General features: G+C 67.7%; 26 protein-coding genes. 18 read left to right on the top strand and 8 right to left on the bottom strand.

All coding sequences use genetic code 11. The features are described from left to right. Positions 1–39 precede the first annotated feature (39 nt). Positions 40–309 (top strand): hypothetical protein, encoded by a 270-nt coding sequence (locus tag AUR65_RS03105; protein ID WP_058568330.1) that lies wholly within the window; start codon positions 40–42, stop codon positions 307–309. Here the strand turns inward: AUR65_RS03105 and AUR65_RS03100 are convergent. After that, complete coding sequence (locus tag AUR65_RS03100; RefSeq protein ID WP_058568329.1) at positions 303–710, bottom strand: hypothetical protein; 408 nt, start codon at positions 708–710, stop codon at positions 303–305. The genes AUR65_RS03105 and AUR65_RS03100 overlap by 7 nt on opposite strands. A gap of 156 nt (positions 711–866) precedes the next feature. Between AUR65_RS03100 and AUR65_RS03095 the strand changes: the two genes are divergently transcribed. Then, on the top strand, positions 867–1,991 hold the full coding sequence (locus AUR65_RS03095; protein WP_004973842.1) for an ORC1-type DNA replication protein: 1,125 nt from the start codon (positions 867–869) through the stop codon (positions 1,989–1,991). Between the two features lie 50 nt (positions 1,992–2,041). Continuing rightward, positions 2,042–2,734, top strand: a complete 693-nt coding sequence (gene rpiA, locus AUR65_RS03090) for a ribose-5-phosphate isomerase RpiA (protein ID WP_058568328.1) — start codon at positions 2,042–2,044, stop codon at positions 2,732–2,734. A 128-nt stretch (positions 2,735–2,862) separates the two neighbouring features. On the opposite strand, the gene AUR65_RS03085 is transcribed toward rpiA, so the two are convergent. Continuing rightward, on the bottom strand, positions 2,863–3,030 hold the full coding sequence (locus tag AUR65_RS03085) for a DUF1931 family protein (RefSeq protein WP_004045310.1): 168 nt from the start codon (positions 3,028–3,030) through the stop codon (positions 2,863–2,865). 184 nt (positions 3,031–3,214) lie between these two features. On the opposite strand from AUR65_RS03085, the gene larB reads away from it, so the two are divergent. The 4 genes from larB to AUR65_RS03070 all read left to right on the top strand — a co-directional run bounded on the left by larB (position 3,215) and on the right by AUR65_RS03070 (position 6,080). Beyond that, positions 3,215–3,976, top strand: coding sequence for a nickel pincer cofactor biosynthesis protein LarB (larB, locus tag AUR65_RS03080; protein WP_058568327.1), 762 nt, complete (start codon positions 3,215–3,217; stop codon positions 3,974–3,976). A 124-nt stretch (positions 3,977–4,100) separates the two neighbouring features. Next, positions 4,101–4,250, top strand: a complete 150-nt coding sequence (locus AUR65_RS20575; protein WP_187367346.1) for a DUF7563 family protein — start codon at positions 4,101–4,103, stop codon at positions 4,248–4,250. Positions 4,251–4,344: 94 nt separating this feature from the next. Continuing rightward, positions 4,345–4,584, top strand: coding sequence for a GIY-YIG nuclease family protein (locus tag AUR65_RS03075; RefSeq protein ID WP_004973837.1), 240 nt, complete (start codon positions 4,345–4,347; stop codon positions 4,582–4,584). Between the two features lie 122 nt (positions 4,585–4,706). Beyond that, positions 4,707–6,080, top strand: coding sequence for a phosphoglucomutase/phosphomannomutase family protein (locus AUR65_RS03070; protein ID WP_058568326.1), 1,374 nt, complete (start codon positions 4,707–4,709; stop codon positions 6,078–6,080). A gap of 11 nt (positions 6,081–6,091) precedes the next feature. Here AUR65_RS03070 and AUR65_RS03065 read toward each other — a convergent pair whose 3' ends face one another. The 3 genes from AUR65_RS03065 to samp2 form a co-directional block, all read right to left on the bottom strand. After that, positions 6,092–6,472 carry a DUF7344 domain-containing protein gene (locus tag AUR65_RS03065; RefSeq protein ID WP_058568325.1) on the bottom strand — a complete coding sequence of 127 codons (381 nt, stop codon included), beginning with the start codon at positions 6,470–6,472 and terminating at the stop codon, positions 6,092–6,094. A gap of 78 nt (positions 6,473–6,550) precedes the next feature. Then, a complete protein-coding gene (locus AUR65_RS03060; protein ID WP_058568324.1) occupies positions 6,551–7,021 on the bottom strand; it encodes a GNAT family N-acetyltransferase in 471 nt (156 codons plus the stop codon). Between the two features lie 8 nt (positions 7,022–7,029). Then, complete coding sequence (gene samp2, locus AUR65_RS03055; protein ID WP_004973827.1) at positions 7,030–7,230, bottom strand: ubiquitin-like small modifier protein SAMP2; 201 nt, start codon at positions 7,228–7,230, stop codon at positions 7,030–7,032. A 150-nt stretch (positions 7,231–7,380) separates the two neighbouring features. Between samp2 and AUR65_RS03050 the strand changes: the two genes are divergently transcribed. After that, complete coding sequence (locus tag AUR65_RS03050) at positions 7,381–8,364, top strand: replication factor C small subunit (RefSeq protein ID WP_058568323.1); 984 nt, start codon at positions 7,381–7,383, stop codon at positions 8,362–8,364. A 60-nt stretch (positions 8,365–8,424) separates the two neighbouring features. Here AUR65_RS03050 and AUR65_RS03045 read toward each other — a convergent pair whose 3' ends face one another. Together AUR65_RS03045 and AUR65_RS03040 are read right to left on the bottom strand one after the other, a co-directional pair. Next, positions 8,425–10,674: a GAF domain-containing protein gene (locus tag AUR65_RS03045; protein WP_199180554.1), complete on the bottom strand. Its 2,250-nt coding sequence runs from the start codon at positions 10,672–10,674 to the stop codon at positions 8,425–8,427. A gap of 147 nt (positions 10,675–10,821) precedes the next feature. Further along, on the bottom strand, positions 10,822–11,307 hold the full coding sequence (locus AUR65_RS03040; protein ID WP_058568321.1) for a TspO/MBR family protein: 486 nt from the start codon (positions 11,305–11,307) through the stop codon (positions 10,822–10,824). 122 nt (positions 11,308–11,429) lie between these two features. Here AUR65_RS03040 and alaS point away from each other — a divergent pair, with 122 nt between their 5' ends. From alaS to AUR65_RS02990, 10 genes are all read left to right on the top strand, one after another. After that, a complete protein-coding gene (gene alaS, locus AUR65_RS03035) occupies positions 11,430–14,198 on the top strand; it encodes an alanine--tRNA ligase (protein WP_058568320.1) in 2,769 nt (922 codons plus the stop codon). Positions 14,199–14,300: 102 nt separating this feature from the next. Further along, the gene (locus AUR65_RS03030; protein WP_058568319.1) at positions 14,301–15,077 is read left to right on the top strand and encodes an alpha/beta fold hydrolase; all 777 of its coding nucleotides are present in this window, start codon (positions 14,301–14,303) and stop codon (positions 15,075–15,077) included. A gap of 114 nt (positions 15,078–15,191) precedes the next feature. After that, positions 15,192–15,905 (top strand): type 1 glutamine amidotransferase, encoded by a 714-nt coding sequence (locus tag AUR65_RS03025; RefSeq protein ID WP_058568318.1) that lies wholly within the window; start codon positions 15,192–15,194, stop codon positions 15,903–15,905. Positions 15,906–16,058: 153 nt separating this feature from the next. Further along, a complete protein-coding gene (locus AUR65_RS03020; protein WP_058568317.1) occupies positions 16,059–17,222 on the top strand; it encodes an acyl-CoA dehydrogenase family protein in 1,164 nt (387 codons plus the stop codon). Positions 17,223–17,330: 108 nt separating this feature from the next. Next, a complete protein-coding gene (locus AUR65_RS03015) occupies positions 17,331–17,621 on the top strand; it encodes a DUF7853 family protein (RefSeq protein WP_058568316.1) in 291 nt (96 codons plus the stop codon). A 158-nt stretch (positions 17,622–17,779) separates the two neighbouring features. Next, entirely contained in the window at positions 17,780–18,481 is a 702-nt protein-coding gene (locus tag AUR65_RS03010; RefSeq protein ID WP_058568315.1) for a DUF7827 domain-containing protein, read from the top strand. 141 nt (positions 18,482–18,622) lie between these two features. Beyond that, the gene (locus AUR65_RS03005) at positions 18,623–18,946 is read left to right on the top strand and encodes a 4Fe-4S dicluster domain-containing protein (RefSeq protein WP_058568314.1); all 324 of its coding nucleotides are present in this window, start codon (positions 18,623–18,625) and stop codon (positions 18,944–18,946) included. A gap of 44 nt (positions 18,947–18,990) precedes the next feature. After that, positions 18,991–19,365, top strand: a complete 375-nt coding sequence (locus AUR65_RS03000; RefSeq protein ID WP_058568313.1) for a VOC family protein — start codon at positions 18,991–18,993, stop codon at positions 19,363–19,365. Positions 19,366–19,484: 119 nt separating this feature from the next. Then, on the top strand, positions 19,485–19,937 hold the full coding sequence (locus AUR65_RS02995; protein ID WP_004045327.1) for a ferritin-like domain-containing protein: 453 nt from the start codon (positions 19,485–19,487) through the stop codon (positions 19,935–19,937). Between the two features lie 184 nt (positions 19,938–20,121). After that, the gene (locus tag AUR65_RS02990; RefSeq protein WP_058568312.1) at positions 20,122–21,084 is read left to right on the top strand and encodes an L-lactate dehydrogenase; all 963 of its coding nucleotides are present in this window, start codon (positions 20,122–20,124) and stop codon (positions 21,082–21,084) included. Positions 21,085–21,142: 58 nt separating this feature from the next. Here AUR65_RS02990 and AUR65_RS02985 read toward each other — a convergent pair whose 3' ends face one another. Continuing rightward, complete coding sequence (locus tag AUR65_RS02985) at positions 21,143–23,260, bottom strand: (Fe-S)-binding protein (RefSeq protein WP_058568311.1); 2,118 nt, start codon at positions 23,258–23,260, stop codon at positions 21,143–21,145. Positions 23,261–23,325: the final 65 nt, after the last annotated feature.

Raw genomic sequence — 23,325 nt, 5'->3', positions numbered from 1 at the left:
CGACACACGATTTATTTAGCCTCTCCGACAACTTCGCCCGTGCCCTCCGACTCGCTCTCCCCCGAGGAACGACAGCAGTACGACCTCGTCTACCACGCCACGAAGAACGCCATCTGGGACGTGCTCGGGACCGCGGTGTACCTGGTGTTTCTGGTGTTCGGTGGGCTCCTCGTGCTGTCCGTCTTCGTGCTTCCGGCGCTGGCCGCGCTCTCGCGGACCGGCGGGACGCCGGTCGCCCTCGGTATCGGCGCGGTCGGACTGATTTTGATTGTCGCCATCGGCTACCGAATCGTTCGGCTCCTTCAGTAGGTGACGTATCGGCTCGCGACTTCCCACCGGACCGTGACGACGACGCCGACCGCGCCGAACAGTACGGCAACGAGCGAGCCGACCGTTGTCGGAGCGGTATAGTCGGTGCTCGCGTCGAACTCGAACGCGTGGTAGTTCCCGTCGCGCTCGACGAGTTCCGGGAGGTTTCCGGGGTCGTCTTCGAACCGAAGGACCTCGCCGGCGAGGGCGCGGTCAACGGCCCGTTGCTCCGACTGCGAGAGTTCGCTGTACAGCGGGGGAACCGTCTCCGGCGTTTCCGACAGTTGCTGCTCGTAGCGATAGCTGTAGTCCTCGTCGGCGGCGAAGCCGAACCCGAGCACGCCGCCCCCGACGAGTGCGAGCGAGACGAGCAGCGTGGCGAGCTGTGTGCGAGTTGCCATGACTCCGCATTTATTGTTGGGAAATTAACTATTGTGGCTCGGCTCCCGGAGGTTGGCGGTCGAGCGCGTCCGGGACGTGTCGAGACAACGCGTCCGCCCCCCGTCGGACGCCGCCGCGGTAAACGATTAAGTCCCCCGCGCGTGGTACTTCACTCGATGAGGGAGGACCCCGAAGAGGGGATGCTGTCGTGGGACGAGACCGTGTTCCGCGACGAACACGTCTTCGAAATCGACCACGTTCCGGAGACGTTCAACCACCGCGAGAGCCAACTGCGGAGCCTGAAGTACGCGCTTCGGCCCGCGGTCCGCGGCTCTCGCCCCCTGAACACGATGGTGCGTGGTCCGCCGGGGACGGGCAAGACCACCGCGGTCCAGAAACTGTTCGGCGAGTTGGGCACGCAGTCGGGCGTCCGGACTGTCCGGGTGAACTGCCAGGTCGATTCGACGCGATACGCGGTGTTCTCGCGCGTCTTCGAGCACATCTTCGAGTACGAACCCCCGTCGTCGGGCATCTCGTTCAAGAAACTGTTCGGCCAGATAACCGACCGCCTCGTCGAGGACGACGAGGTGCTCGTCGTCGCGCTCGACGACGTGAACTACCTGTTCTACGAGAACGAGGCCTCCGACACGCTCTACTCGCTGTTGCGCGCCCACGAGGCGCACTCCGGCGCGCGCATCGGCGTCATCATCATCTCGTCGGACCTCTCGCTCGACGTCATCGACGAACTCGACGGGCGCGTCCAGAGCGTCTTCCGGCCCGAGGAGGTGTTTTTCCCCCGCTACGACGTGGACGAAATCGTCGATATCCTCCGCGGGCGGTCGAAGCGCGGCTTCCACGAGGACGTCATCGGCGCGCCCGAACTCGACCAGGTCGCGGAGTTCACCGCCGACAGCGGCGACCTCCGGGTCGGCATCGACCTGCTCCGTCGCGCCGGTCTCCACGCCGAGATGCGCGCCTCCCGCACGGTCGACATGGAGGACGTGGAGGCGGCCTACGACAAGTCGAAGTACGTCCACCTCTCGCGGTGTCTGCAGGGGCTTTCGGACCCCGAGCGCGAACTCGTCCGGGTCGTCGCCGAGTACGACGGCGAGCGCGCCGGCGCGGTGTACGACGCGTTCAACGAGGAGACCGGCCTCGGCTACACGCGCTACTCCGAACTCGTGAACAAACTGGACCAACTGGGCGTCATCGAGGCCCGATACACCGAAATCGAGGGACGCGGCCGCACCCGCGCCATCTCGCTCGCCTACGACGCGGACGCGGTCTTAGACCGCCTCTGACGCCGCCGGTTTCGGGACCATTTTTACTCGCCGGCCGAGTCGGCTGAGCCATGAAGACTACCGGCGGAACCGACGCGCAGAAGCGCCGCGCCGCGGAGGCGGCGGTCGAAGCGGTCGAAGACGGAACCGTCGTCGGCCTCGGCACCGGCAGCACCACCGCCTTCGCCATCCGCGCCATCGGCGACCGCGTCGCCGACGGCCTCGACGTTCGGGGCGTCCCGACTTCCTTCGCGTCCCGCGAACTCGCCCGCGAGTGCGGCATCCCCGTCGCCGACCTCGACGAAGTGGACGCCATCGACCTCGCCATCGACGGGGCCGACCAGGTGGCGACGACCGACGGGGCGCTCGTCAAGGGCGGCGGCGCGGCCCACGCCCGCGAGAAAGTAGTTGACGCCTTCGCCGACCGATTTCTCGTCGTCGCCGACCCCTCGAAAACCGCAGAAACGCTCTCGAACGCCGTCCCCGTCGAGGTGCTCCCGTCGGCGCGGACGACCGTCGCGGCCGGCGTCGCCGACCTCGGGGGCGAGGCGACACTCCGCCGCGCCGAGCGCAAGGACGGCCCCGTCGTCACCGACAATGGGAACCTCGTCCTCGACTGCGAGTTCGGCGCGATTCTGAACCCCGAGTCGCTCGCGGCCGACCTCGCGTCGCTCCCCGGTGCAGTCGAACACGGCATCTTCGCCGGTCTCGCGGACGCGGTCTACGTCGGCACCGACGACGGCGTGGAAGTCACCGAATACTGAGTCGTTGGTCCGGCGCTCGAACGGACACCTTCGACCGCCTCGGCTCACGGAGAGACGACTTCCTTCGCGGGGATACAACCGGCGCTCTTCGGCCGGCGATAAAAGAACGAGAGGTCTAAAGACCGAATTTACAGGTCGCGGGGCTGGACCGTCTTACGGTCGTTCTGCTCAGCGCGGCGAGCAGCGTCTTCGAGAAGCTCCTTGACTTCCTCGTCGAGAGCGTCGTAGAAGTCCGAGGCCACGTTCTTGTCCTTGAGCGCTTCCTTGACGGCTGCCTTGACAATGAGGTCTGCCATACAGAATGTCCTACCGATTCTCCTTTAATAAACTTTCCTATATTGGACGTTAATACCGCCGGATTTGGGGGTTATGGCGCTTCTATGAGGACGGATTTACCGGGAACAATCTCCACTTATATATGCTTTGCCCCCGCGAGGGCGGAACGACGGGTATGAGTACGTCACAGGCCAACGTGCGGCCATGCGCGACATTTTGGAGGCGGTCGCGGACGGTTCGCTCTCGCCCGCCGAGGCCGAGGTACGACTCTCCGGGTACGCGACGACCGACGCCGGACGGTTCGACGCCGCCAGAGAGACGCGGCGCGGCGTCCCCGAAGCGATTCTCGCTGAGGGGAAAACGCCCGACGAGACGGCGACGCTGGCCGTCGCGGCGGTCGAAACGAGCGGTCGGGCGCTCGTCACTCGGGCCGATACCGCCCACGCGGAGGCCGTCGCCGACGCCCTCCCGGACGCCGACATCGACCGCGACGCTCGGGCGAAGACCATCGTCGCGGCCGCGCCGGACTTCGAGCGCCCCGACCTCGACGCGACCGTCGCTATCGCCACCGGCGGCACCTCCGACGCCGAGGCCGCGGGCGAGGCGGCCGCGGTCCTCCGCGAGATGGGCGTGGACGTCGAACGCATCGAGGACGTAGGGGTCGCCCACCTCGGTCGCGTGCTCGACAACCTCGACACGCTCCGCGAGGCCGACGTGGTCGTCGTCGCCGCCGGCCGCGAGGGGGCGCTGCCGACCGTCGTCGCCGGACTCGTCGACACGCCGGTAATCGGTCTGCCCGTCTCGACGGGGTACGGCCACGGCGGCGACGGCGAGGCGGCCGTTCTCGGGATGCTTCAGTCGTGTACCGTCCTCTCCGCGGTGAACGTCGATGCCGGCTACATCGCCGGCGCGCAGGCGGGACTCATCGCCCGCGCGGTCGCCGACGCCCGCGACGACGACGCCTGACCGGGCGTTAGTCTGTACCTCGTGGTCGTGCGCGATTTCGCGTGCGTACGCACACGCGCGAAGCCCTCATATGGGTGGGGTACTGTGTATCACACACCGGCTTGGTGGCTGCCGGACCGCAACAATGCCAGTCTGTGACCACTGCGGGTCACACGTCTCCGAGCGCTTCGCACGCGTGTTCGCCGACAAGGACGGTCAGGTTCTCGCCTGTCCCAACTGCTCGGCGAACGCGGGTATCGCGGAGGTCGCTCGACAGCGTGCCCGCACCGCATGACCACTGAAGCGACAAAAGACCACCACGCGAAGCCAACTCATCGTGCGCGAGGTCGGGCGTAGGGTTCATACCCGCGCCCCTGAACCATTCTCTCGTGCACTTCGTCTACGTCATCGAGTGTAGCGACGGCTCGCTGTACACCGGGTACACGACCGACGTGGAGCGACGCGTCGCCGAACACGACGCGGGCGAGGGCGCGAAGTACACCCGCGGCCGGACGCCGGTCGAACTCGTCCACGTCGAGGAGTTCGACTCGAAATCGGCCGCGATGTCGCGCGAGTACGAGATAAAACAGCTCCGTCGCCGGGAGAAACAGCGGCTCGTCGAGTCGTGAGCGAGTCGGGGTCCCGTTGGGGTTGCGCCGTAGCCAGCCGTGTCCCCGCCGGTCGCCGCGGCGCGCCCCGAACCCGTCGGCTCGTAACGTAGTTTTTTGCCCCGCCGCGGAGTGGTGCGCGTATGGACGAAATCTCATTCGGGACCGACGGGTGGCGCGCCACGCTGGACACGTTCACCGACGACCGCGTCCGCGTCGTCGGGCAGGCCGTCGCCGACTACCTCGCCGATGAAGGCTTCACCGCGCCGGTACTCGTTGGCTACGACGCCCGCGAGACCTCCCCCGGCTTCGCGGAGTCGCTCGCGGAGGTCGTCGCCGGAAACGGCTTCGACGTATTGCTCCCAGAGCGGGACTGCCCGACCCCCCTCGTCGCCTACGCCATCGCCGACCGCGGCCTCTCGGGGGCGCTCATGGTCACGGCCTCGCACAACCCGCCGGAGTACAACGGCGTGAAGTTCATCCCCTCGGACGGCGCGCCGGCGCTCCCCGACGTGACCGACGCGGTCGCCGAGCGCCTCGCCGAACCGGACCTCCTGCCCGAGTCCGAGCGCGGCACCATCGAGCGCGTGGACGTGGTCTCGCCGCACGCCGACCACGCGATGGACCTCGTCGGCGACGACCTCTCGGACCTCACGGTCGTCTACGACGCCATGCACGGCAGCGGCCGCGGCGTCACCGACGCGCTCCTCGAAGCCGCCGGCGCGGAGGTCGTTCGCCTGCGCTGTGAGCGCGACGCCGACTTCGGCGGTATCTCACCTGAGCCCTCGGCCGAGAACCTCGGCGGCCTCGCCGAGGCGATGGCCGAACACGACGCGGACCTCGGGGTCGCCAACGACGGCGACGCCGACCGCATCGGCATCGCCACGCCCGACCGCGGCGTCCTCGACGAGAACCTCTTTTTCGCCGCCGTCTACGACTACCTGCTCGAATCCGACTCCGGGCCGGCCATCCGGACCGTCTCGACCACGTTCCTCATCGACCGCATCGCCGAGGCCCACGGCGAAGAGGTGTTCGAGACCGCGGTCGGCTTCAAGTGGGTCGCCGACGGCATGCGCGAACACGACGCGCTCATGGGCGGCGAGGAGTCCGGCGGCTTCTCCGTCCGCGGGCACGTCCGCGAGAAGGACGGCGTCCTCATGGGCCTGCTCGCGGCCGCCGCGACCGCCGAGGAGGACTTCGACGCCCGCCTCGACCGCATCGAGGCCGAACACGGCGAAATCGTCGCCGACAAGATAAGCGTCGCCTGCCCCGATTCCGAGAAGGCGCGCGTCATCGACGAGTTGGAGGACGTGCTCCCCGAGACGGTCGCCGGCCGCGACATCGCCAAGGTCGTCACGCTCGACGGCTTCAAACTCCTCTTAGAAGACGGCTCGTGGCTCCTCGTCCGTCCCTCGGGGACGGAGCCGAAGATGCGCGTCTACGCGGAAGCCGGGAGCGAAGACGCGGTCTCGGCGCTCCTCGAAGCAGGCCACGAACTCGTCGAACCGCTCGTCTGAGCGGGCCGATATCAGGGCTCTCGCGGCTCTTCTTCGTCGCCGACCGGTCTGACGACCCCGCGGTACGACGGCGTGAAAAGCGGGAGCGTCTCCGCGTGCTCGGTCAGCGAGACGCCCTCTCCCGCGGCCTCGACGAGGTCCGCGGCCTGAAGCTTCGGCAGGTGGACGTGGACGATACCGACCTCGGCCTGCTCGACGACCTGCAGGTCCACCTCGTCGGGCGGGAGGTCGGTTGTCCGCACTGCGAGAGCGACCGCGAGGTCCCAGACCGACGCCGGCTCCGTCCGGTCGTGGAGATACTCCAACACGTAGCGGCGCGACGGGTCGGAGAGCGCGTCGAAAACGCGGTCCCAGTCGGTCAAGATACGGTCGCTCCGGTCTCGCTTTGCCATGGGCTTGACTCCCTAGCGCTTGACGACCAGCGGCTAAATCTGTGTCGGTTGGTAACATCCAACAATCACGGGAGGCCGCTACTCGTCCCGCAGGACGCCGCGAAATCGGTCGTCGCCCGCGCCGGTGTCTGCGACTGCTCCCGCGCCCTCATTCCTACTCCCACTCCGGTTCCGCTCCTCGATGTCGAATCCGAGCGACTCGTAGAACGGTCGGACGCCCCCGTCGAAGTCGGCGACGAGTCGCCCCCGACGGTCGAGCGCCGCCCGGACGAGCGCGGTTCCGACGCCCCGCCCGCGGCGACTCGGGGAGGCGGCCACGGCGTCGATGTAGTCGCCGTCGAGCACCAGCGCGCCGACGACCCGGCCGGACGCCTCGGCGACGAGGCAGTCGCCGGCGGCCAGTCGGTCGCGGACCTCGCCCGCGTCGGCTTCGAGCAGTCCGGCGTCGAGGACGCGCATCACGGCTACCAGTTCGTCGGGGTCGCCCTCGCGGACTGTGGTGGCGTCGCCGGCTCCGTCGGCCTCACGGTCGCTCTCGGCGTCTTCCATCCCGGCGATTACCCGCCCTTGATGAGGCGGAGCACCTTCACGCGGTCGACTTCGACGGGCTGGTCTTCGGGGACGGGGCGGCCGTCGACGAGGACGGTCACCTCGTGGGGGCTGAGGTCCACCGCCCGCACGAGGTCCGCGTAGGTCCCGCCGTCGCCGACGGCGACCTCGCTGGTCTCCTCGCCGACGACCTCGACGGTCACGTTCATGGTCGCTCGTGGGTCGGGCGCGGGTTTCAGTCCGTCGGCTTCGGCCGCCCCGACGGCCCCGCGACCCGGCGTTCGGCCCGCCGACGGGTCGGTGTCACGCCGGCTCTCCGTCTCGGACGGTTTATGTGCGGGGCGGCCAGTAGAACGGATATGAGCGAGGCCGCGGAGTCGGGCGACGCCCCGGCGGGTCGTGAAATCTGGATCGAGAAGTATCGACCGCAGACCTTCGACGACGTCTACGGACAGGACGACATCGTCGAGCGCCTGCGGAGCTACATCGAGCGCGACGACCTGCCGCACCTCCTGTTCGCGGGGCCGGCGGGCGTCGGCAAGACCACCTCCGCGACCGCCATCGCCCGCGCCATCTACGGCGACGACTGGCGCGGCAACTTCCTCGAACTCAACGCCTCCGACGAGCGCGGCATCGACGTGGTCCGCGACCGCATCAAGAACTTCGCGCGCTCGTCGTTCGGCGGCCACGACTACCGCGTCATCTTCCTCGACGAGGCCGACTCGCTGACGAACGACGCGCAGTCGGCGCTCCGCCGGACGATGGAGCAGTTCTCCGACAACACGCGCTTCATTCTCTCGTGTAACTACTCCTCGAAGATTATCGACCCCATCCAGTCGCGCTGCGCGGTGTTCCGCTTCTCCCCGCTCGGCGACGACGCCGTCGCGGAACAGGTCCGCGACATCGCCGCGGCCGAGGATATCGAGGTCACCGAGGACGGCCTCGACGCGCTGGTCTACGCCGCCGGCGGCGACATGCGCCGCGCCATCAACTCCCTGCAGGCCGCCGCGACGACCGGCGAAGTCGTCGACGAGGAGGCCGTCTACATGATTACCTCGACGGCCCGCCCCGAGGACATCGAGGAGATGGTCCGGGCCGCCATCGACGGCGAGTTCACGGCCGCGCGAAAGCAGTTAGAGACGCTCATCGTCGACACCGGCATGGCCGGCGGCGACATCATCGACCAACTTCACCGCTCCGTCTGGGAGTTCGACCTCGGCGAGCGCGAGGCCGTCCGCCTCATGGAGCGCATCGGCGAGGCCGACTACCGCATCTCCGAGGGCGCGAACGAGCAGGTCCAACTCGAAGCGCTCCTCGCGTCGCTCGCGCTCTCGCAGAACTGAACTGAACCGAGTCGAATCGGCCGCGCTGTCCCGGTTTCCGGCCTCTCTACTCACCTTCTCTTACGCCCGGAACTCGAAGCGCGCGCCGCCCGCCGTCCCCGAAGTCACGATGGCCGACCAGCCGTGGGCCTCGGCGATGGACTCGACGATTGCGAGGCCGTAGCCGATGCCGTCGTCGCCGGTCGTCTCGCCGGGTTCGAACACCTCGTCGCGGCGCTCGGCGTCGATGCCGGGGCCGTCGTCTTCGACGTAGAAGCCGCCGTCGACGCCGCCGACCTCGACGCACACGTCGGGTCCGGCGTGTTCGACCGCGTTCCGAAACAGGTTGGCGAGCAGTTCGGCGAGGCGGTCCTCGTCGGCGTCGACGACGACCGACTGGCAGGTGGCTAACTCGGCGTCGGCGGTGTCGGTGGTCGCCCACGCCTGCCGGGCGACCGCCGGGAGGTCGACCCGTTCGGTCTCGTCGACCAGTTGACCGCGGCGGGCGAGCGACAGCAGGTCGTCGATGAGTTCCTCCATCTGTTCGAGCGCCCGCTCGGCGGTGTCGAACCGCGTCTCGTCGCCGGTCTCGCGGGCGAGGTCGAGGTTCCCGCGGGCGACCGAAAGTGGGTTGCGAAGGTCGTGGCTCACGATGTTCGCGAACTCCTCCAACCGCTCGTTCTGTCGCTCTAACTCGCTTTCGCGGGTCTTCCGCTCCGTGATGTCGGTGTAGATGGCGTAGCCCGACCCGCGCTCCTCGCCGGGCGACAGCGGGACGACGTTCAGGATGAACTCGCGGACGCCGCCTTCGGTCCGGCGGCGGACCTCTCCGCGGTAGCTCTCGCCGGCGGCGACGAGGAGTTCGGGGATGGTCTCGTCGGCACCCGGTTCGGGCACCGGGTTCGGGTCGGGTTCCGGCGGGACGATTCGCCCGAGGAGGTCGCTTCCGACCACGTCGTCGGCGTCGTAGCCGAAGGCCGACTGGAACGCCCGGTTCACGTCGCGCACCGTGAGCGCGCCGGCTTCCACGTCGTAGGCGACGGCGGCGTCGGAGACGTGTTCGAACAGCGCCGTCGAGCGGTCGCGCTCCTCCCTGAGCCGCGACTCGGCGCGGATGCGCTCGGCCGTGACCGCGACGTGCGCCATGAGGAGTTCGGTCAGTTCGGCGTCTCGCTCGCCGAACGCGCCGGGGGTGAAGGTGGTCGCCTGAAAGACGCCGAGGTCCCCGATGGGGACGCTCAGGACCGCGCGGTACATCCGCTTGACCGGTCTGGCCTCGGGGTGGTCGCGCACGTCGTCGGTGATGTCGGTGTTCCCAGATAGGAACACTTCGGCCGCGATGCCGCCGTCGTCGAGGGGGACGCGCTCCGCGCCGTCGGCCGGCGCGTCCGACGAGATGGCCGCCGGAACGATGTAGCCGTCCTCGACGACGCCCACGTAGCTGATGTCGAACTCGAGGATGTCGTCGGTGATTTCGACGGTCTGTTCGAACAGTTCGTCGAGACTCGTCGCCGCGGCCAGTTCCGTGGCCCCTCGGTGGAGTCGCTCTATCTGCTCGCGGCTCTGTCGAAGGGCGGCTTCGGACTCGATGCGACTCCGCGTCTCGGAGACGTAGGACACGAGGAGTTCTGCCAGCGTGAGGTCGGTCTCGTCGTACGCGCCGACCTCGTTGGAGATGGCTTGGAACACGCCGTCGTCGCCCGCGGGGACGCTCACCGCCGAGCGATAGGCGGGGTCGTTGGGGTCGGCTTCCGGGTGGTCGCGCACGTCGTCCACGAGAAACGAGCGCTTGGCTCGGTGTGTCTCCCCGAGCAGGCCCATGTCGGTCGGTATCGGGCCCATTCCGGCCATGTCGTCGTTGTTGGCGACGACGTAGAAACTGTCGCCGTCGTGGAGGAAAAACGAGGTGTTGTCGAACTCGAGGATGTGCTCCGTGAGGCCGATAGCGCGCTCGTAGAGTTCCTCGACCGTCTCGGCCGCGATGAGGTCCGTCGTCCCCTCGTAGAGCCGTTTGAGCCGGTCCCACTCGGCGTCGTTTCGGGCTGTCGCCACCTCGCTTGCGTCCCGGTCGGCGGTCGATGCGAGCACCCAGCGGACCTGCGATTCGAGCGCGGAGCGGTCGCCGCGGCTGACGTAGGCGTCGAACCGGTCGGGTCGCTCGACGGCCTCGGGCGGCGCGTCGGTGTACAGAATCGTCGGCACGTCGTCGGGGACCGCCGCGTCGGGGTCCGTGACGACGGCGCACGCGGCGTCGGTCGGGTCGTTCTCGTCACTCGCTGACGCCACCGTGACCCCGTCGCCGAGGTCGATATCGTCGAAGTCGTCGTCCACGAAAACCGTTGGGTCCGTCGCGTGCACGGCAGTCTTCCTATCGAACGATAACGAGAACTATAATCGTTGCGGCATGTTTTCAATACCCAAGAACGCGCCGAGGTTGGCAGTACACGGCGTCGAGGCGGGAGTCGCCCGGTCGACTGCTCAGTTTAGCGACCAGAAGCCGTAGTTGAGCGCGGTGGCGAAGCACGTCCACAGGAGGTACGGGACGAGGAGGCCGGCCGCGCGCCGGTCGACGGCGGCGAACTCGCGCATCGTCGCCAGAATCGCCGCGAGGAGGACGACGATGACGGCGAGGCCGAGCGCGGGCGACTGCAGTCCGAAGAACGCCGCGGACCACGCGACGTTGACGACGAGGTGGCCGACGAAGACGGCGAGCGCCCGTTCGCGGCGGGGGTTGTCGCGCCGGGAGACGAGCCACGCGGCGACGCCCATCAGGGCGAACAGCGTCACCCAGACCGGGCCGAACACCCAGTTCGGCGGGGCGAACCACGGGCGGGTGAGCGTCGCGTACCACGACCCGATTGCGGTCACGGTGAAGACGCTCCCGAGCACGCCCGCGAGTTGCGCGAGGACGACCCACGCGAGCAGTTCGACCGCCGGCCGCCGTCGGAGCGAGGCGAGTTCCATACTCCTCGTTCGTTCGGGAGGGAAAAGAACGACGCGGCCCGTGCGGGCGAAATTGAGGGGAATCGGGCGTCTGCGTCCATTTCCCGGAACTGTTTTACCCGACGGTAGACCAGAGTTTGGCAATGAGCGAACTCGAAGCGGAGTACCGCCTCGACTACTTCGAGGAGGAGGGCTTCTACCGGAAGCAATGCCCCGTGACGGGCGTCCACTTCTGGACACGAGACCCCGACCGCGAGACCTGCGGTGAACCGCCCGCCGACGACTACACCTTCATCGACAACCCCGGCTTCGACGAGGAGTACACCCTCGAAGAGATGCGCGAGAAGTTCCTCTCTTTCTTCGAGGACCACGACCACGAGCGCATCGACCCCTACCCGGTCGCCGCGAACCGCTGGCGCGACGACGTGCTCTTGACGCAGGCATCTATCTATGACTTCCAGCCGCTCGTCACGTCCGGCGAGACGCCGCCGCCGGCCAACCCGCTGACCGTCTCTCAGCCCTGCATTCGGATGCAGGACATCGACAACGTGGGCAAGACCGGCCGCCACACGATGGCGTTCGAGATGATGGCCCACCACGCGTTCAACGCCCGCGAGGAGGCCGGCGACAAGTACGCCTACGAGGGCGAGGTCTACTGGAAGGACGAGACGGTCCGCCTCTGCGACGAGTTCTTCGAGTCGCTCGGCGCGGACATCTCCGAAATCACCTACATCGAGGACCCGTGGGTCGGCGGCGGCAACGCCGGTCCGGCTTTCGAAGTCCTCTACCGCGGTGCCGAACTCGCCACCCTCGTCTTCATGTCGATGAAGCAGGACCCGGAGGGCGACTACGAACTCAAGGACGGCAACACCTACTCGCCGATGGACACCTACATCGTCGACACCGGCTACGGACTCGAACGGTGGACGTGGGTGTCGCAGGGGACGCCGACGGTGTACGAGGCCGTCTACCCCGACATGATAGAGTTCCTGAAGGACAACGTCGGCATCGAGCACACCGACGAGGAGGAGGAACTCATCCACCGCGCGGCGAAGCTCTCTGGCCACCTCGACATCGACGAAATCGACGACCTCGCAACCGCGCGCGCCGAAGTCGCGGGCGAACTCGGCGTCGACGAGGCCGAACTCACCGCGCTGCTCCGCCCGCTCGAGGACATCTACGCCATCGCGGACCACTGCCGCACCCTCGCGTACATGTTCGGCGACGGCATCGTCCCCTCGAACGTCGGGACGGGCTACCTCGCCCGCATGGTCCTCCGGCGCACCAAGCGCCTCGTGGACAACCTCGGCGTGGACGCCCCGCTCGACGAGCTCGTGGACATGCAGGCCGAGCGCCTCGACTACCAGAACCGCGACACCATCCGCGACATCGTCCGCAGCGAGGAGCGCAAGTACAGAAAGACGCTCGAACGCGGCTCCCGCAAGGTCCAGCAGCTCGCCGACGAGTACGCCGGCAAGGACGAGCCCATCCCGCTCGACGAACTCATCGAGCTGTACGACTCCCACGGCATCCAGCCCGACATGGTGCAGGAAATCGCCGAGGAGCGCGGCGCGACCGTCGACATCCCCGACGACTTCTACTCGCTCGTCGCCGACCGTCACGAGCAGGTCGACGGCGAGGGCGAGGCCGCGGAGCGCGACGACCGTCTCGGCGACCTGCCGGCGACGGACAAGCTCTACTACGACGACCAGGAGCGCACCGAGTTCGAGGCCGTCGTCCTCGACGTGTTCGAACGCGAGGAGGGCTACGACGTGGTCCTCGACCAGACGATGTTCTACCCCGAAGGCGGCGGCCAGCCCGCCGACCACGGCTCGCTCGCCACCGACGACACGACGGTCGAGGTGACCGACGTGCAAATCGTGGGCGACGTGGTGCTCCACCGCACCGACGAGGACCCCGGTAAGGGCGAGTTCGTCCGCGGCCAACTCGACGCCGAGCGCCGCCGTCGGCTCATGCGCCACCACACGGCGACCCACGTCATCGGTCACGCCATCCGGACGGTCCTCGGTGACCACATCCGGCAGGCCGGCGCGTCGAAGGGCGTCGACCGCTCGCGGCTCGACGTGACCCACTACGAGCGCATCACCCGCGAGGAGGTCAAGCAGATAGAGCGCGTCGCCAACGAAATCGTGATGCGGAACATCCCGGTCAAACAGGAGTGGCCGGACCGCCGCGACGCCGAGAAGAAACACGGCTTCGACCTCTATCAGGGCGGCATCCCGCCGGGCGAGCAGATTCGCCTCATCCACGTCGGCACCGACGTGCAGGCCTGCGGCGGCACCCACGTCAAGCGCACCGGCGACATCGGGGCCATCAAGGTGCTGACCACGGAGCCCGTGCAGGACGGCGTCGAGCGCGTCGTCTTCGCGGCGGGCGACGCGGCCATCGAGGCCACCCAGCGCACCGAGGACGCGCTGTACGGCGCGGCCGACGTGCTCGACGTGAACCCCGCGGACGTGCCCGAGACGGCCGAGCGCTTCTTCACCGAGTGGAAGGAGCGCGGCAAGACCATCGACCGCCTGAAGACGGAACTCGCCGAGGCGCGCGCCGCGGCCGGGGCGGACGAAATCGACATCGACGGCACGCCCGCCGTCGTCCAGCACCTCGACGGCGACGCGGACGAACTCCGCGCGACCGCGAACGCGCTGGTCGAGGAGGGGAAGGTGGCCGTCCTCGGCTCCGCAGCGGGCGGGAGCGCCCAGTTCGTCGTCGGCGTCCCCGACGGCGTGGGCATCAACGCCGGGCAGGTCGTCGGCCAACTCGCCGGGAAGGTCGGCGGCGGCGGCGGCGGCCCCGCGGACTTCGCGCAGGGCGGCGGTCCCGACGTGGACGCGCTCGACGACGCGCTCGACGAGGCTCCCGACGTGCTTCGCGCGGTTCTGAACGCCTGACCCGGTCGCGCGACCGACCCGAGTTCGCGTTCGCGTTCCTTTTCGCTCGTTTCGCGTCCGCGAGACGGACGCCCTAAGTCGCTCGCCCGCCGAGCCTCCGGTATGCCCACGGCAGTCGCAGACGGGGTCGAACTGTACTACGACAGCGAGGGCGACGGCGAGACGGTCGCCTTCGTCGGCGACGCGGGCTACGGCGCGTGGCAGTGGGGCTGGCAGCACGCCGCCGTCGCCGGTCCCTACGAGAGCCTCGTGACCGACCTCCGCGGGGCCGGCCGCTCCGACGCGCCCGCGGGGCCGTACTCGGTCGAGACGCTCGTCTCCGACCTCGTGGCCGTCCTCGCGGACGCGAACGTTAGGAAGGCTCATCTCGTCGGGTTCGGCCTCGGCGGACTGGTCGCGCTGGAGGCCGCGCGGACGACGAACCGCGTTCGGAGCCTCGTCCTCGTCGGCACCGCCGCCTCGGGAGCGGAAATCGACCCCGAACCGCTCTCCGCCGCGCCCGACGACCCGGCCGCGCTCCGCGAGTCGCTCGCGCCGGCGCTCTCCGAGGAGTTCCGCGCGGAACAGCCGGACGTGGTCGAGCAACTCGTCTCGTGGCGCGGGCGCGAAGACGCCGACCCCGAGGCGTGGGCCGCACAGGCCGCCGCCGTCGCCGACTACGACGCCGGCCCGCTCTACGAGGTGACGGTCCCGACGCTCGTCCTCCACGGCGGCGACGACCCGGTCTGGCCGGTCGAAGGCGGCCGCGCGCTGGCCGAGGGACTCCCGCGCGGCGAGTTCGAGTCGTTCGCGGGCGCGCGCCACCTCGTCACCGTCGAGCGGTCGCGCCTCGTCAACGACGCGCTCGTCTCCTTCCTCGAATCGCTCGACGACGACTGAGCGGCGCTCGGGGGCGTTCTCCCCGCTGTCGCCGCCGACGCGCCCCGTCCCAGGAGCCGGCAGAGAGCGTTCCGGGCGCAACTTCTTTAGAGCCACACCGACTGTCTCTCCACGATGACTCGCCCGCGACTCGCGTTCTTGGACGCCTCCCACGGCGATTCGAGCACGTCACGAAACTTCAGGCGCGAACTCGACGCCGACCTCGTCGAGTTCGACGTCACCGACGGCCGTCTTCCCGACCACTTCGACTACGACGGCGTCGTCATTACCGGGTCGTCGTCGTCGGTCTACTGGGACGAGGCGTGGATTCGGAGCCTCGTGTCGTGGGTCGCCGACGCCGACGAGCGCGGTCTTCCCCTCTTGGGCGTCTGTTTCGGCCACCAGGTCGTCGCGGCGGCCCTCGGCGGTACCGTCGAGGACATGGGCGAGTTCGAACTCGGCTACAACGAAATCGAGCGGACCCGCCCGGACGACGGGAACGACATCCTCGCCGGCATCGGCGAGCGCTTCACCGTCTTCACCTCCCACGGCGACCGAGTGACCGAACTCCCGCCGGGCGCGGAACTCCTCGCGGAAAACGAGTTCGGCGTCCACGCGTTCCGCCGGAGCCACGCCTTCGGCGTCCAGTTCCACCCCGAGTACGACACCGACACCGCCGAGGCCATCGCGAGGCAGAAGGACTTCCTCCCCGACGAGCGGATTCGCTCGGTCATCGACGGCATCACGCCGGAGAACTACGCCGCCGCCTGCGAGGCCAAGCGCCTGTTCGACAACTTCATCACCTACGTGAACCGGACGAACGCGGGCTCGGTCGAATCGGCGGCCTGAGCGGTTCGACGGTCACGAGCCGTTTTCGAGTCGTAATCGAGCCGCTGCCGAGTCGCGTCTACCCCGCTTTCGTCTCCGACTTTTCGGGCTCCAATCCCCCGCGAATCTCGACCGAGCGAATCGCTTTTCACCGCGCCGGGCGCAGAGTCTATCATGCTCGATTATCTGGAATTGGAGGGCGACCTGACCGGCGAAGAGAAACTCGTCCGCGACGAGGCCCGCCGCTTCGTCGACGAGCAGGTCAAACCCGACATCGGCGAGCACTACGAGGCCGGGACGTTCCCGACCGAACTCATCCCGCAGATGGGCGAACTCGGTTTCTACGCGCCTAACCTCGACGGCTACGGTCTCCCCGGCCTCGGCGAGCGCGCCTACGGCCTCCTGATGCAGGAACTCGAAGCCGGCGACTCCGGCCTCCGGTCGATGGCGAGCGTGCAGGGGTCGCTCGTCATCTACCCCATCCACGCCTACGGCTCCGACGAGCAGAAGGAGCGATGGCTCCCGAAGCTCGGGTCGGGCGAGGCGGTCGGCTGTTTCGGCCTGACCGAACCGCAACACGGCTCCGACCCGTCGGGGATGGAGACCCGCGCCGAGCGCGACGCCGACGGCTACGTCCTCAACGGCTCGAAGACGTGGATTACGAACTCGCCCATCGCCGACGTGGCGGTCGTCTGGGCGCGCGACGTGTCGGCGGAGGGGTCGCCAGTTCGCGGCTTCCTCGTCGAGACCGACCGCGACGGGGTGACGACGAACAAAATCGAGGGGAAACTCTCGATGCGCGCGTCGGTCACGGGCGAAATCGGCCTCGACGACGTGCGAGTCCCCGAGGCGGACGTGCTCCCCGGCGTCGAGGGGATGAAGGGGCCGCTTTCGTGTCTCACGCAGGCGCGGTTCGGCATCGCGTGGGGCGTCGTCGGCGCGGCCCGCGACGCCTTCGAGGACGCCCGTCAGTACGCGAAGGACCGCGACCAGTTCGGCGGCCCCATCGCGCGGTTCCAACTCCAGCAGGGGAAACTCGCGGAGATGGCGACCCAAATCACGAACGCGCAGTTGATGGCCCACCGCCTCGCCGACCTCAAAGAGCGCGGCGACCTGCGACACCAGCAGGTGTCGATGGCGAAGCGGCACAACGTCCGCGTCGCCCGCGAGGTGACCCGAACCGCCCGCGAGATGCTCGGCGGCAACGGCATCACGACGGACTACTCGCCGATGCGCCACATGGAGAACATCGAGACCGTCTACACGTACGAGGGGACCGACGACATCCACACGCTCGTTCTTGGCGCTGACCTGACGGGAATCGAAGCATTCGAATAGACCTCGGGAGCGAACGCCCCGGCGGCTTTCGCTGTTGTGCGTGACGCATGACAACAGTACACATACATTTATATCTCCCCGCCCATAGGATACGATAGAGGCCCCACAATGACCACATCGGCCCAGGACCGTCCGACGGCGCTCGACCTCTCTCGCGAAGAGACGTGGGTCGTCCACGCCGCCTTGCTCGACGCCATCGAGCGGGCGGTCGATGCAGACGAAGAGCCGACACCGGCCCCCGGCCTGCTCGCGCGGGTCGAGGCCGGCGACGAAGATTTCGACAGCGCCGAACTCGACTATCTCGTAGACGCCCTCCGAACCTATCGGAAGCAGGCGCCCGCCCGGGACGACCACCACATCTCTCGCGTCCTCGAACACATCGAGGCCGCGCGGGTATAGTCGCCCGACCGACGCTCAGTTCGCTGATTTCCTTTCGATTCCGAGGCCCCGAGCGACTGGTTCGTGGCTCTCTCCCCTTCCGGACTGCGCGATATTGATTATCGTTTAACATTACGATATAGAAAATAACTTATTCGGGCTCTGAAAACTGGCGGGCGATGCGACCCTCCAATCGAAGCACACTCCTGACGACGACCTTCCTCGTCGCCGCCGTCCTCGCGGCGGCGGTGATGCCCGCGGCCGCCGCCTCGGGCCACTACGAGTTCACAGACGACGCGTACACGGCCGAACAGGGCGAAGTGGTCTCCATCACGCTCTCCGGCGCGTCGGATGCGAACAACACGTCCGCGGCGCTGGCCGGCGACAACAACACGGTCCCGCTCCGCATCGGCGGCGAGGACGTGAACTTCGCCGTCAACGCGACGGTGGTCGACGAGGACCGCGACGGCAACGTCACCCTCGAACTGAACACCTCGACGGCGGGACAGGCGAACGCCTCGTCGTACCTCGCCGCCGCCGGCAACGACTCGGTGAACGCGACGCAGACGACCGAGACCCTCCCGGCGACGCTCGACGCGGGCGACTACTCGCTCGCGCTCGGCCCGACGAACAACTCGACCGACACGGCGACGCTCTCGCTCCAGGCGGCGGAGACGACGACCGAACCGGCCGAGACGACCGAATCGACCGACACCGAGACGACCACGACGGCGGACGAGACGACTGAGACGACGACGAACGCGTCGGCCTCGGCGACGACCGAGACGACCGGTACTAGTGACACCGTCGTCCCCGGTTTCAGCGCCGTGCTCGCGGTCATCGCGCTCCTCGCGGCCGCCTTCCTCGCGGTTCGTCGCTGACGCCTCCGGTATCGGTCGGGATACCGACTCCGATTCCGACCTCGACCCGACTCCAAAACAACTCTCGACCCCGACACCGTCCCCGATTTTTGACGTCGCAGATGCGGACGTTTTAGTACGCGGTACGGCCAACGCCCGGCAATGGCTATCGACTCGAACTTCGACCAGAATCGGGAGCGAGCGGGCGAGGAAAACGGCGTCGCCGTCTGGGGGCCCGTCGAACCGCCGGAGAAACTCGGCATCCACGGCACCCACGTCGCCGTCGACTACGACATCTGTCTCGCGGACGGCGCGTGCCTCGAAAACTGCCCCGTGGACGTGTTCACGTGGGTCGACACGCCCGACCACCCGGTGAGCGAGCAGAAGGTCGAACCGACCAACGAAGACCAGTGTATCGACTGCATGCTCTGTGTCGATATCTGTCCCGTCGAGGCCATCGACGTGGACGCCTCGCGGCAGGCCTGACACGAAGACCAGACGTTATCTCTCCCCGCCGCGTCGCGTCGGCCATGGGTCTCATCCACACCGCCCTCGTCGTCTCGGACATCGACGCCACGCTCGACTTCTACGCCGACCTCGGCCTCGAACAGACCAACGAGTTCGAACTCGACGGCGTCCGGAACGTCTACGTCGGCAGCGACGACACCGACATGGAACTGCAGTTCAAGTACGACCCCACCTCGGCGGCGCGCGTCGAACCCGCCGGCATCGACCACGTCGCCGTCGAGGTCGCCGACGCCGACCGCGCCTTCGAGGACATCGTCGAGGCGCAGTCGCCCGAGGTCGTGAAGCCGCCGGTGGACATCGACCCGGTGAACGCCCGCGCGGCGTTCGTGAAGGACCCCGACGGCTACGTCGTCGAACTCGTCGCGCTCGAAGACTGAACTTCGCGCCGCCGACCCGTCTCGCACGCTGATTTTCGCCGACGCCGACGCCTCGGCCGGCCGCCCGCCTCGCCGCGGCGAACAGCTATTTGTTGCCAGAGCGTCAATACGAAGTCGCTATGTCTGAGGACGTAACCGCGCTGTTGAAGCGCGCCTATCAGGACGAGATCGAGACCGTGATGAACTACATGACGAACTCCATCGTCCTCGACGGCGTCCGGGCGGAGGAGATAAAAGAGTCCCTCCAGACTGACATTCAGGAGGAACTCACCCACGCCGAGCAGCTGGGCAACCGGCTGAAACAACTCGACGAGCAGCCGCCGGGCTCGGCGTCCTTCGAGGCGCGCCAGCACGACCTCCAGCCCCCGGAGGACAGCACGGACGTGCTCGCGGTCATCAACGGCGTCCTCACGGCCGAGGAGGACGCCATCGAGACCTACCGCGCGCTCATCGACGCCGCGGAGGAGGCCAACGACCCCGTCACCGAGGACCTCGCCGTGACCATCCTCGCCGACGAGGAGGCCCACCGGACCGAGTTCCGCGGCTTCAAGAAAGAGTACGACCGCGAATAGGCTCACCAGCCGCCGACCGACGAGCCACCGCACGCGGGGTCGACCGCTCTCCGTATTCACTATTTTCGAAAAATGTGTCATCATCGACCCGTATCTAACAAATTATAATCTGGTACAAAAGTAGTATTCCCAGTTCTCCGAAACGGAGCTCTGTTTTTATCAACCGCTCGGCCGAACGACGGGTATGAGCACTGAGCGCGGCAAAGGTACGGTCGCGGTGGTCGGCGGCGCCGGCGCAGTCGGGTCGAGCACGGCGTTCGCGCTGATGGAGAGCAGTCTCGTCGGCGAGATAATCCTCGTCGATATCGCCGAAGAGCGCGTCGAGGGCGAGGCGATGGACCTCAACCACGGCGCGTACTTCACGTCGCCGGTCCGCGTCCGGACGGGCGACTACGAGGACTGCTGGGACGCCGACGTGGTCATCGTCACCGCCGGAGCCAGCCAGAAGCCCGACGAGACGCGCCTCGACCTGATGGAGCGGAACGCCGACATCTTCGCCGACATGATTCCGCAGATTACCGAGGGGCTGAACGACGACGCCGTGATGCTCATCGTCACCAACCCCGTGGACGTGCTGTCGTACGTCACGTGGAAGGTGTCGGACCTGCCGGCCGAGCGCGTCATCGGCTCCGGCACCGTCCTCGACACGTCGCGGTTCCGCCACTCGCTCAGCCGCGAGTTCGACCTCGACCCGGCGAACGTCCACGCCTACGTCGTCGGCGAGCACGGCGACAGCGAGGTCCTCGTCTGGAGTTCGGCGAACCTCGGCGGCATCCCGTTCGAGTCGTACGCCACCAGCCACGGCGTCGACGACGTCGACGCGCTCAAAGCCCGCGTCGAAGAGGAGGTCCGCGAGGCCGCTTACGAAATCATCGAGCGCAAGGAGCGGACGAACTACGGCGTCGCGCGCTCCGTGGCCGCGACCACCGAGCGCATCCTCGGCGGCGACAACTCCATCCTCACCGTCTCGACGCTCGTCTCGGGCGAACACGGCGTCGACGACGTCTACATGAGCCTCCCGTGTACCGTCAACCAACGCGGCGTCCGCGACGTCCACGAGTTCGACCTCTCGGAGGCCGAGACGGCGGCGCTCCGGGAGTCGGCGGGCGTCATCCGCGAGTCCATCGACCGCTTGGACTTAGAATAGAATAGAATAGGATAGAACAGAACAGAACAGAACAGAACAGAACAGCCGCGCCGCCGACTCAGTCGGCCGACGCGGGCGTCGTGTCCGTCCCCGTCTCGGTCGTCGCGGCGGCCTTCGCGTCGAGCGCCTCCACGACGAGTTCGGAGATGTCCACGATGTCGATGTCTTCCTCGTAGTCGCCGGTCTTGCGGCCGTCTTCGTACATCGTCGCGCACATCGGGCAGGCGACGACGAACCGCTCGACGCCGCCGGTCGTGTCGTCGAGCGCCTCGCGCAGGCGCTCTTCGGACGGCTTCGACTCCTCTTCGTGGTCCATCCAGAGGCCGCCGCCGCCGCCGCCGCAACAGAACGACTGGTCGCGGTTGCGCGGCATCTCGGCGAGTTCGACGCCGGTCGCGCGGATGACCTCGCGGGGCGCTTCGTACTCGCCGTTGTACCGGCCGAGGTGACACGGGTCGTGGTACGTCACCGTCTGGGCGGCGAGTTCGTCGCCCGCGAGACCGAGGCGGTCGTCGCCGACGAGGCGCTCGACCAGTTGGGTGTAGTGGTACACCGGGTAGTCGAACGAGTCGTCCATCTCCGGGTACTCGTTTTTGAACGTGTTGTACGAGTGGGGGTCTGTGCAGACGATTTTGTCGAACTCGCAGTCGGCCATGGCGGCGACGTTGTCCTCGACGAGCATCTCGTAGAGACCCTCCTCGCCGACGCGGCGCACGTCGTTGCCGTCGTGCTGTTCGTCCTCGTAGAGGATGCCGTAGGAGACGCCCGCTTCCTCGAAGATACGGGCCATCGAGCGGGCGACGGCGCGATTGCGCTCGTCGTAGGAGGGGTAGTCGCCGACGTACCAGAGGAACTCGACCGACTCGTCGCGGGCGTCGGGCACCTCGAAGTCGAGGTCGTCGGTCCAGTCGGGCCGCTTGCGCTGTGGGTCGCCGAAGGCGTTGCCGTTCTGGAAGATGTTCATCATCGCCTCCTGGACCGGCTCTTGCTGTTGGCCCGTCTCGGTGAGCCGGCGGTTCATCTCGGTGAAGTGCGTCAGGTGCTCGATATCGACCGGGCAGGCGTCCATGCAGGCCATGCAGGCCATGCAGGACTCCATCGATTCGGCGTCGACGACGGAGGTGCCGCCGTCCGCGACGATGTCGATGGAGTCGCCGCCGGCGTCGACCGACTCGCGGTAGGTCTTCAGGTCGAGAATCACGTCCCGCGGGTCGAGGTTGCGGCCGGAGGCCTTCGCCGGGCAGGCGTCGGTACAGCGGCCGCACTTCGTGCAGGCGTCCATGTCGAGCATCGCCTTCCACGAGAAGTCGTCTTCGGAGACGTAGCCGATTTCGTCCGGCGGCGTGTCCGCGGGCACTTTCGGCAGGCGCGTGCCCGCCTTCTCGTCTGCGGTGACGATGTTGGCGAAGGAGGTGAGCATGTGCAGGGGCTTGGCGTAGGGGACGGCCGCGACGAACGCCAAGGCGAGGAGCGCGTGGGACCACCAGCCGAACCAGTAGAGCGTCTGCGCGAGGCCCTGGCTCATGCCTCCGGCGTCGAACACGAGGGCGACGAAGTAGCCGACGAAGCTCACCGTCTCGAACTCGGGGAACTCGGTGCCGACGATGCGGATACCTTCGAGGACGTAGCCGCCGACGCCGAGGAAAAAGAGCGTCCAGACGAACGCGGCGTCCTCGAAGCCGGTGTGTTTGCCCCACAGCCGCGGGTGTCGGACCCCGTAGCGCCGCCACAGCGCCATCCCGACGCCGACGACGAACAACAGCCCCATCAGGTCCATGACGAACGAGTACGAGAGGTAGAAGTCGCCGACGAAGAAGGAACTGCCCGTCACTCGCCGCCACACGTCGATGTCGATGGCGAGGATGGTCGTCCCGATGAGGAGCGTCAGGAAGCCCCACATGATGAACGCGTGCATCACGCCGGCGAACCGGTCGCGCTTGAACTGCTTTTCGTTGGAGAACACCACTTTCGCCGCCCGAACCGTCCGCCCCGGCAGGTCCGACAGCCGGTCGAACGGGTCCTCGCCGCCGCGCGCGTATCGCGCGAACCGCTCGTACACCCCGTAGAGGAACACGAGCGACGCGATGGCGGCGAGGCCGTAGAAGAGCGCCTCGCCGACCGGACTAATCGTCCAGAACGTCTCCCGGGTAACATCCGCCTGTGCCGCAAAGTCCATAATCAATCACCGGAGAACGGAGGGTTAAATCTTGCCACCCGAGGCGTGTCGGTCGGCGGATTACG

It is taken from the genome of Haloferax marisrubri (assembly GCF_001469875.2).
Classification (GTDB): domain Archaea; phylum Halobacteriota; class Halobacteria; order Halobacteriales; family Haloferacaceae; genus Haloferax; species Haloferax marisrubri.
Note: the sequence above shows the minus strand (reverse complement) of the source record. Positions and strands in the feature narration are given on the sequence as shown.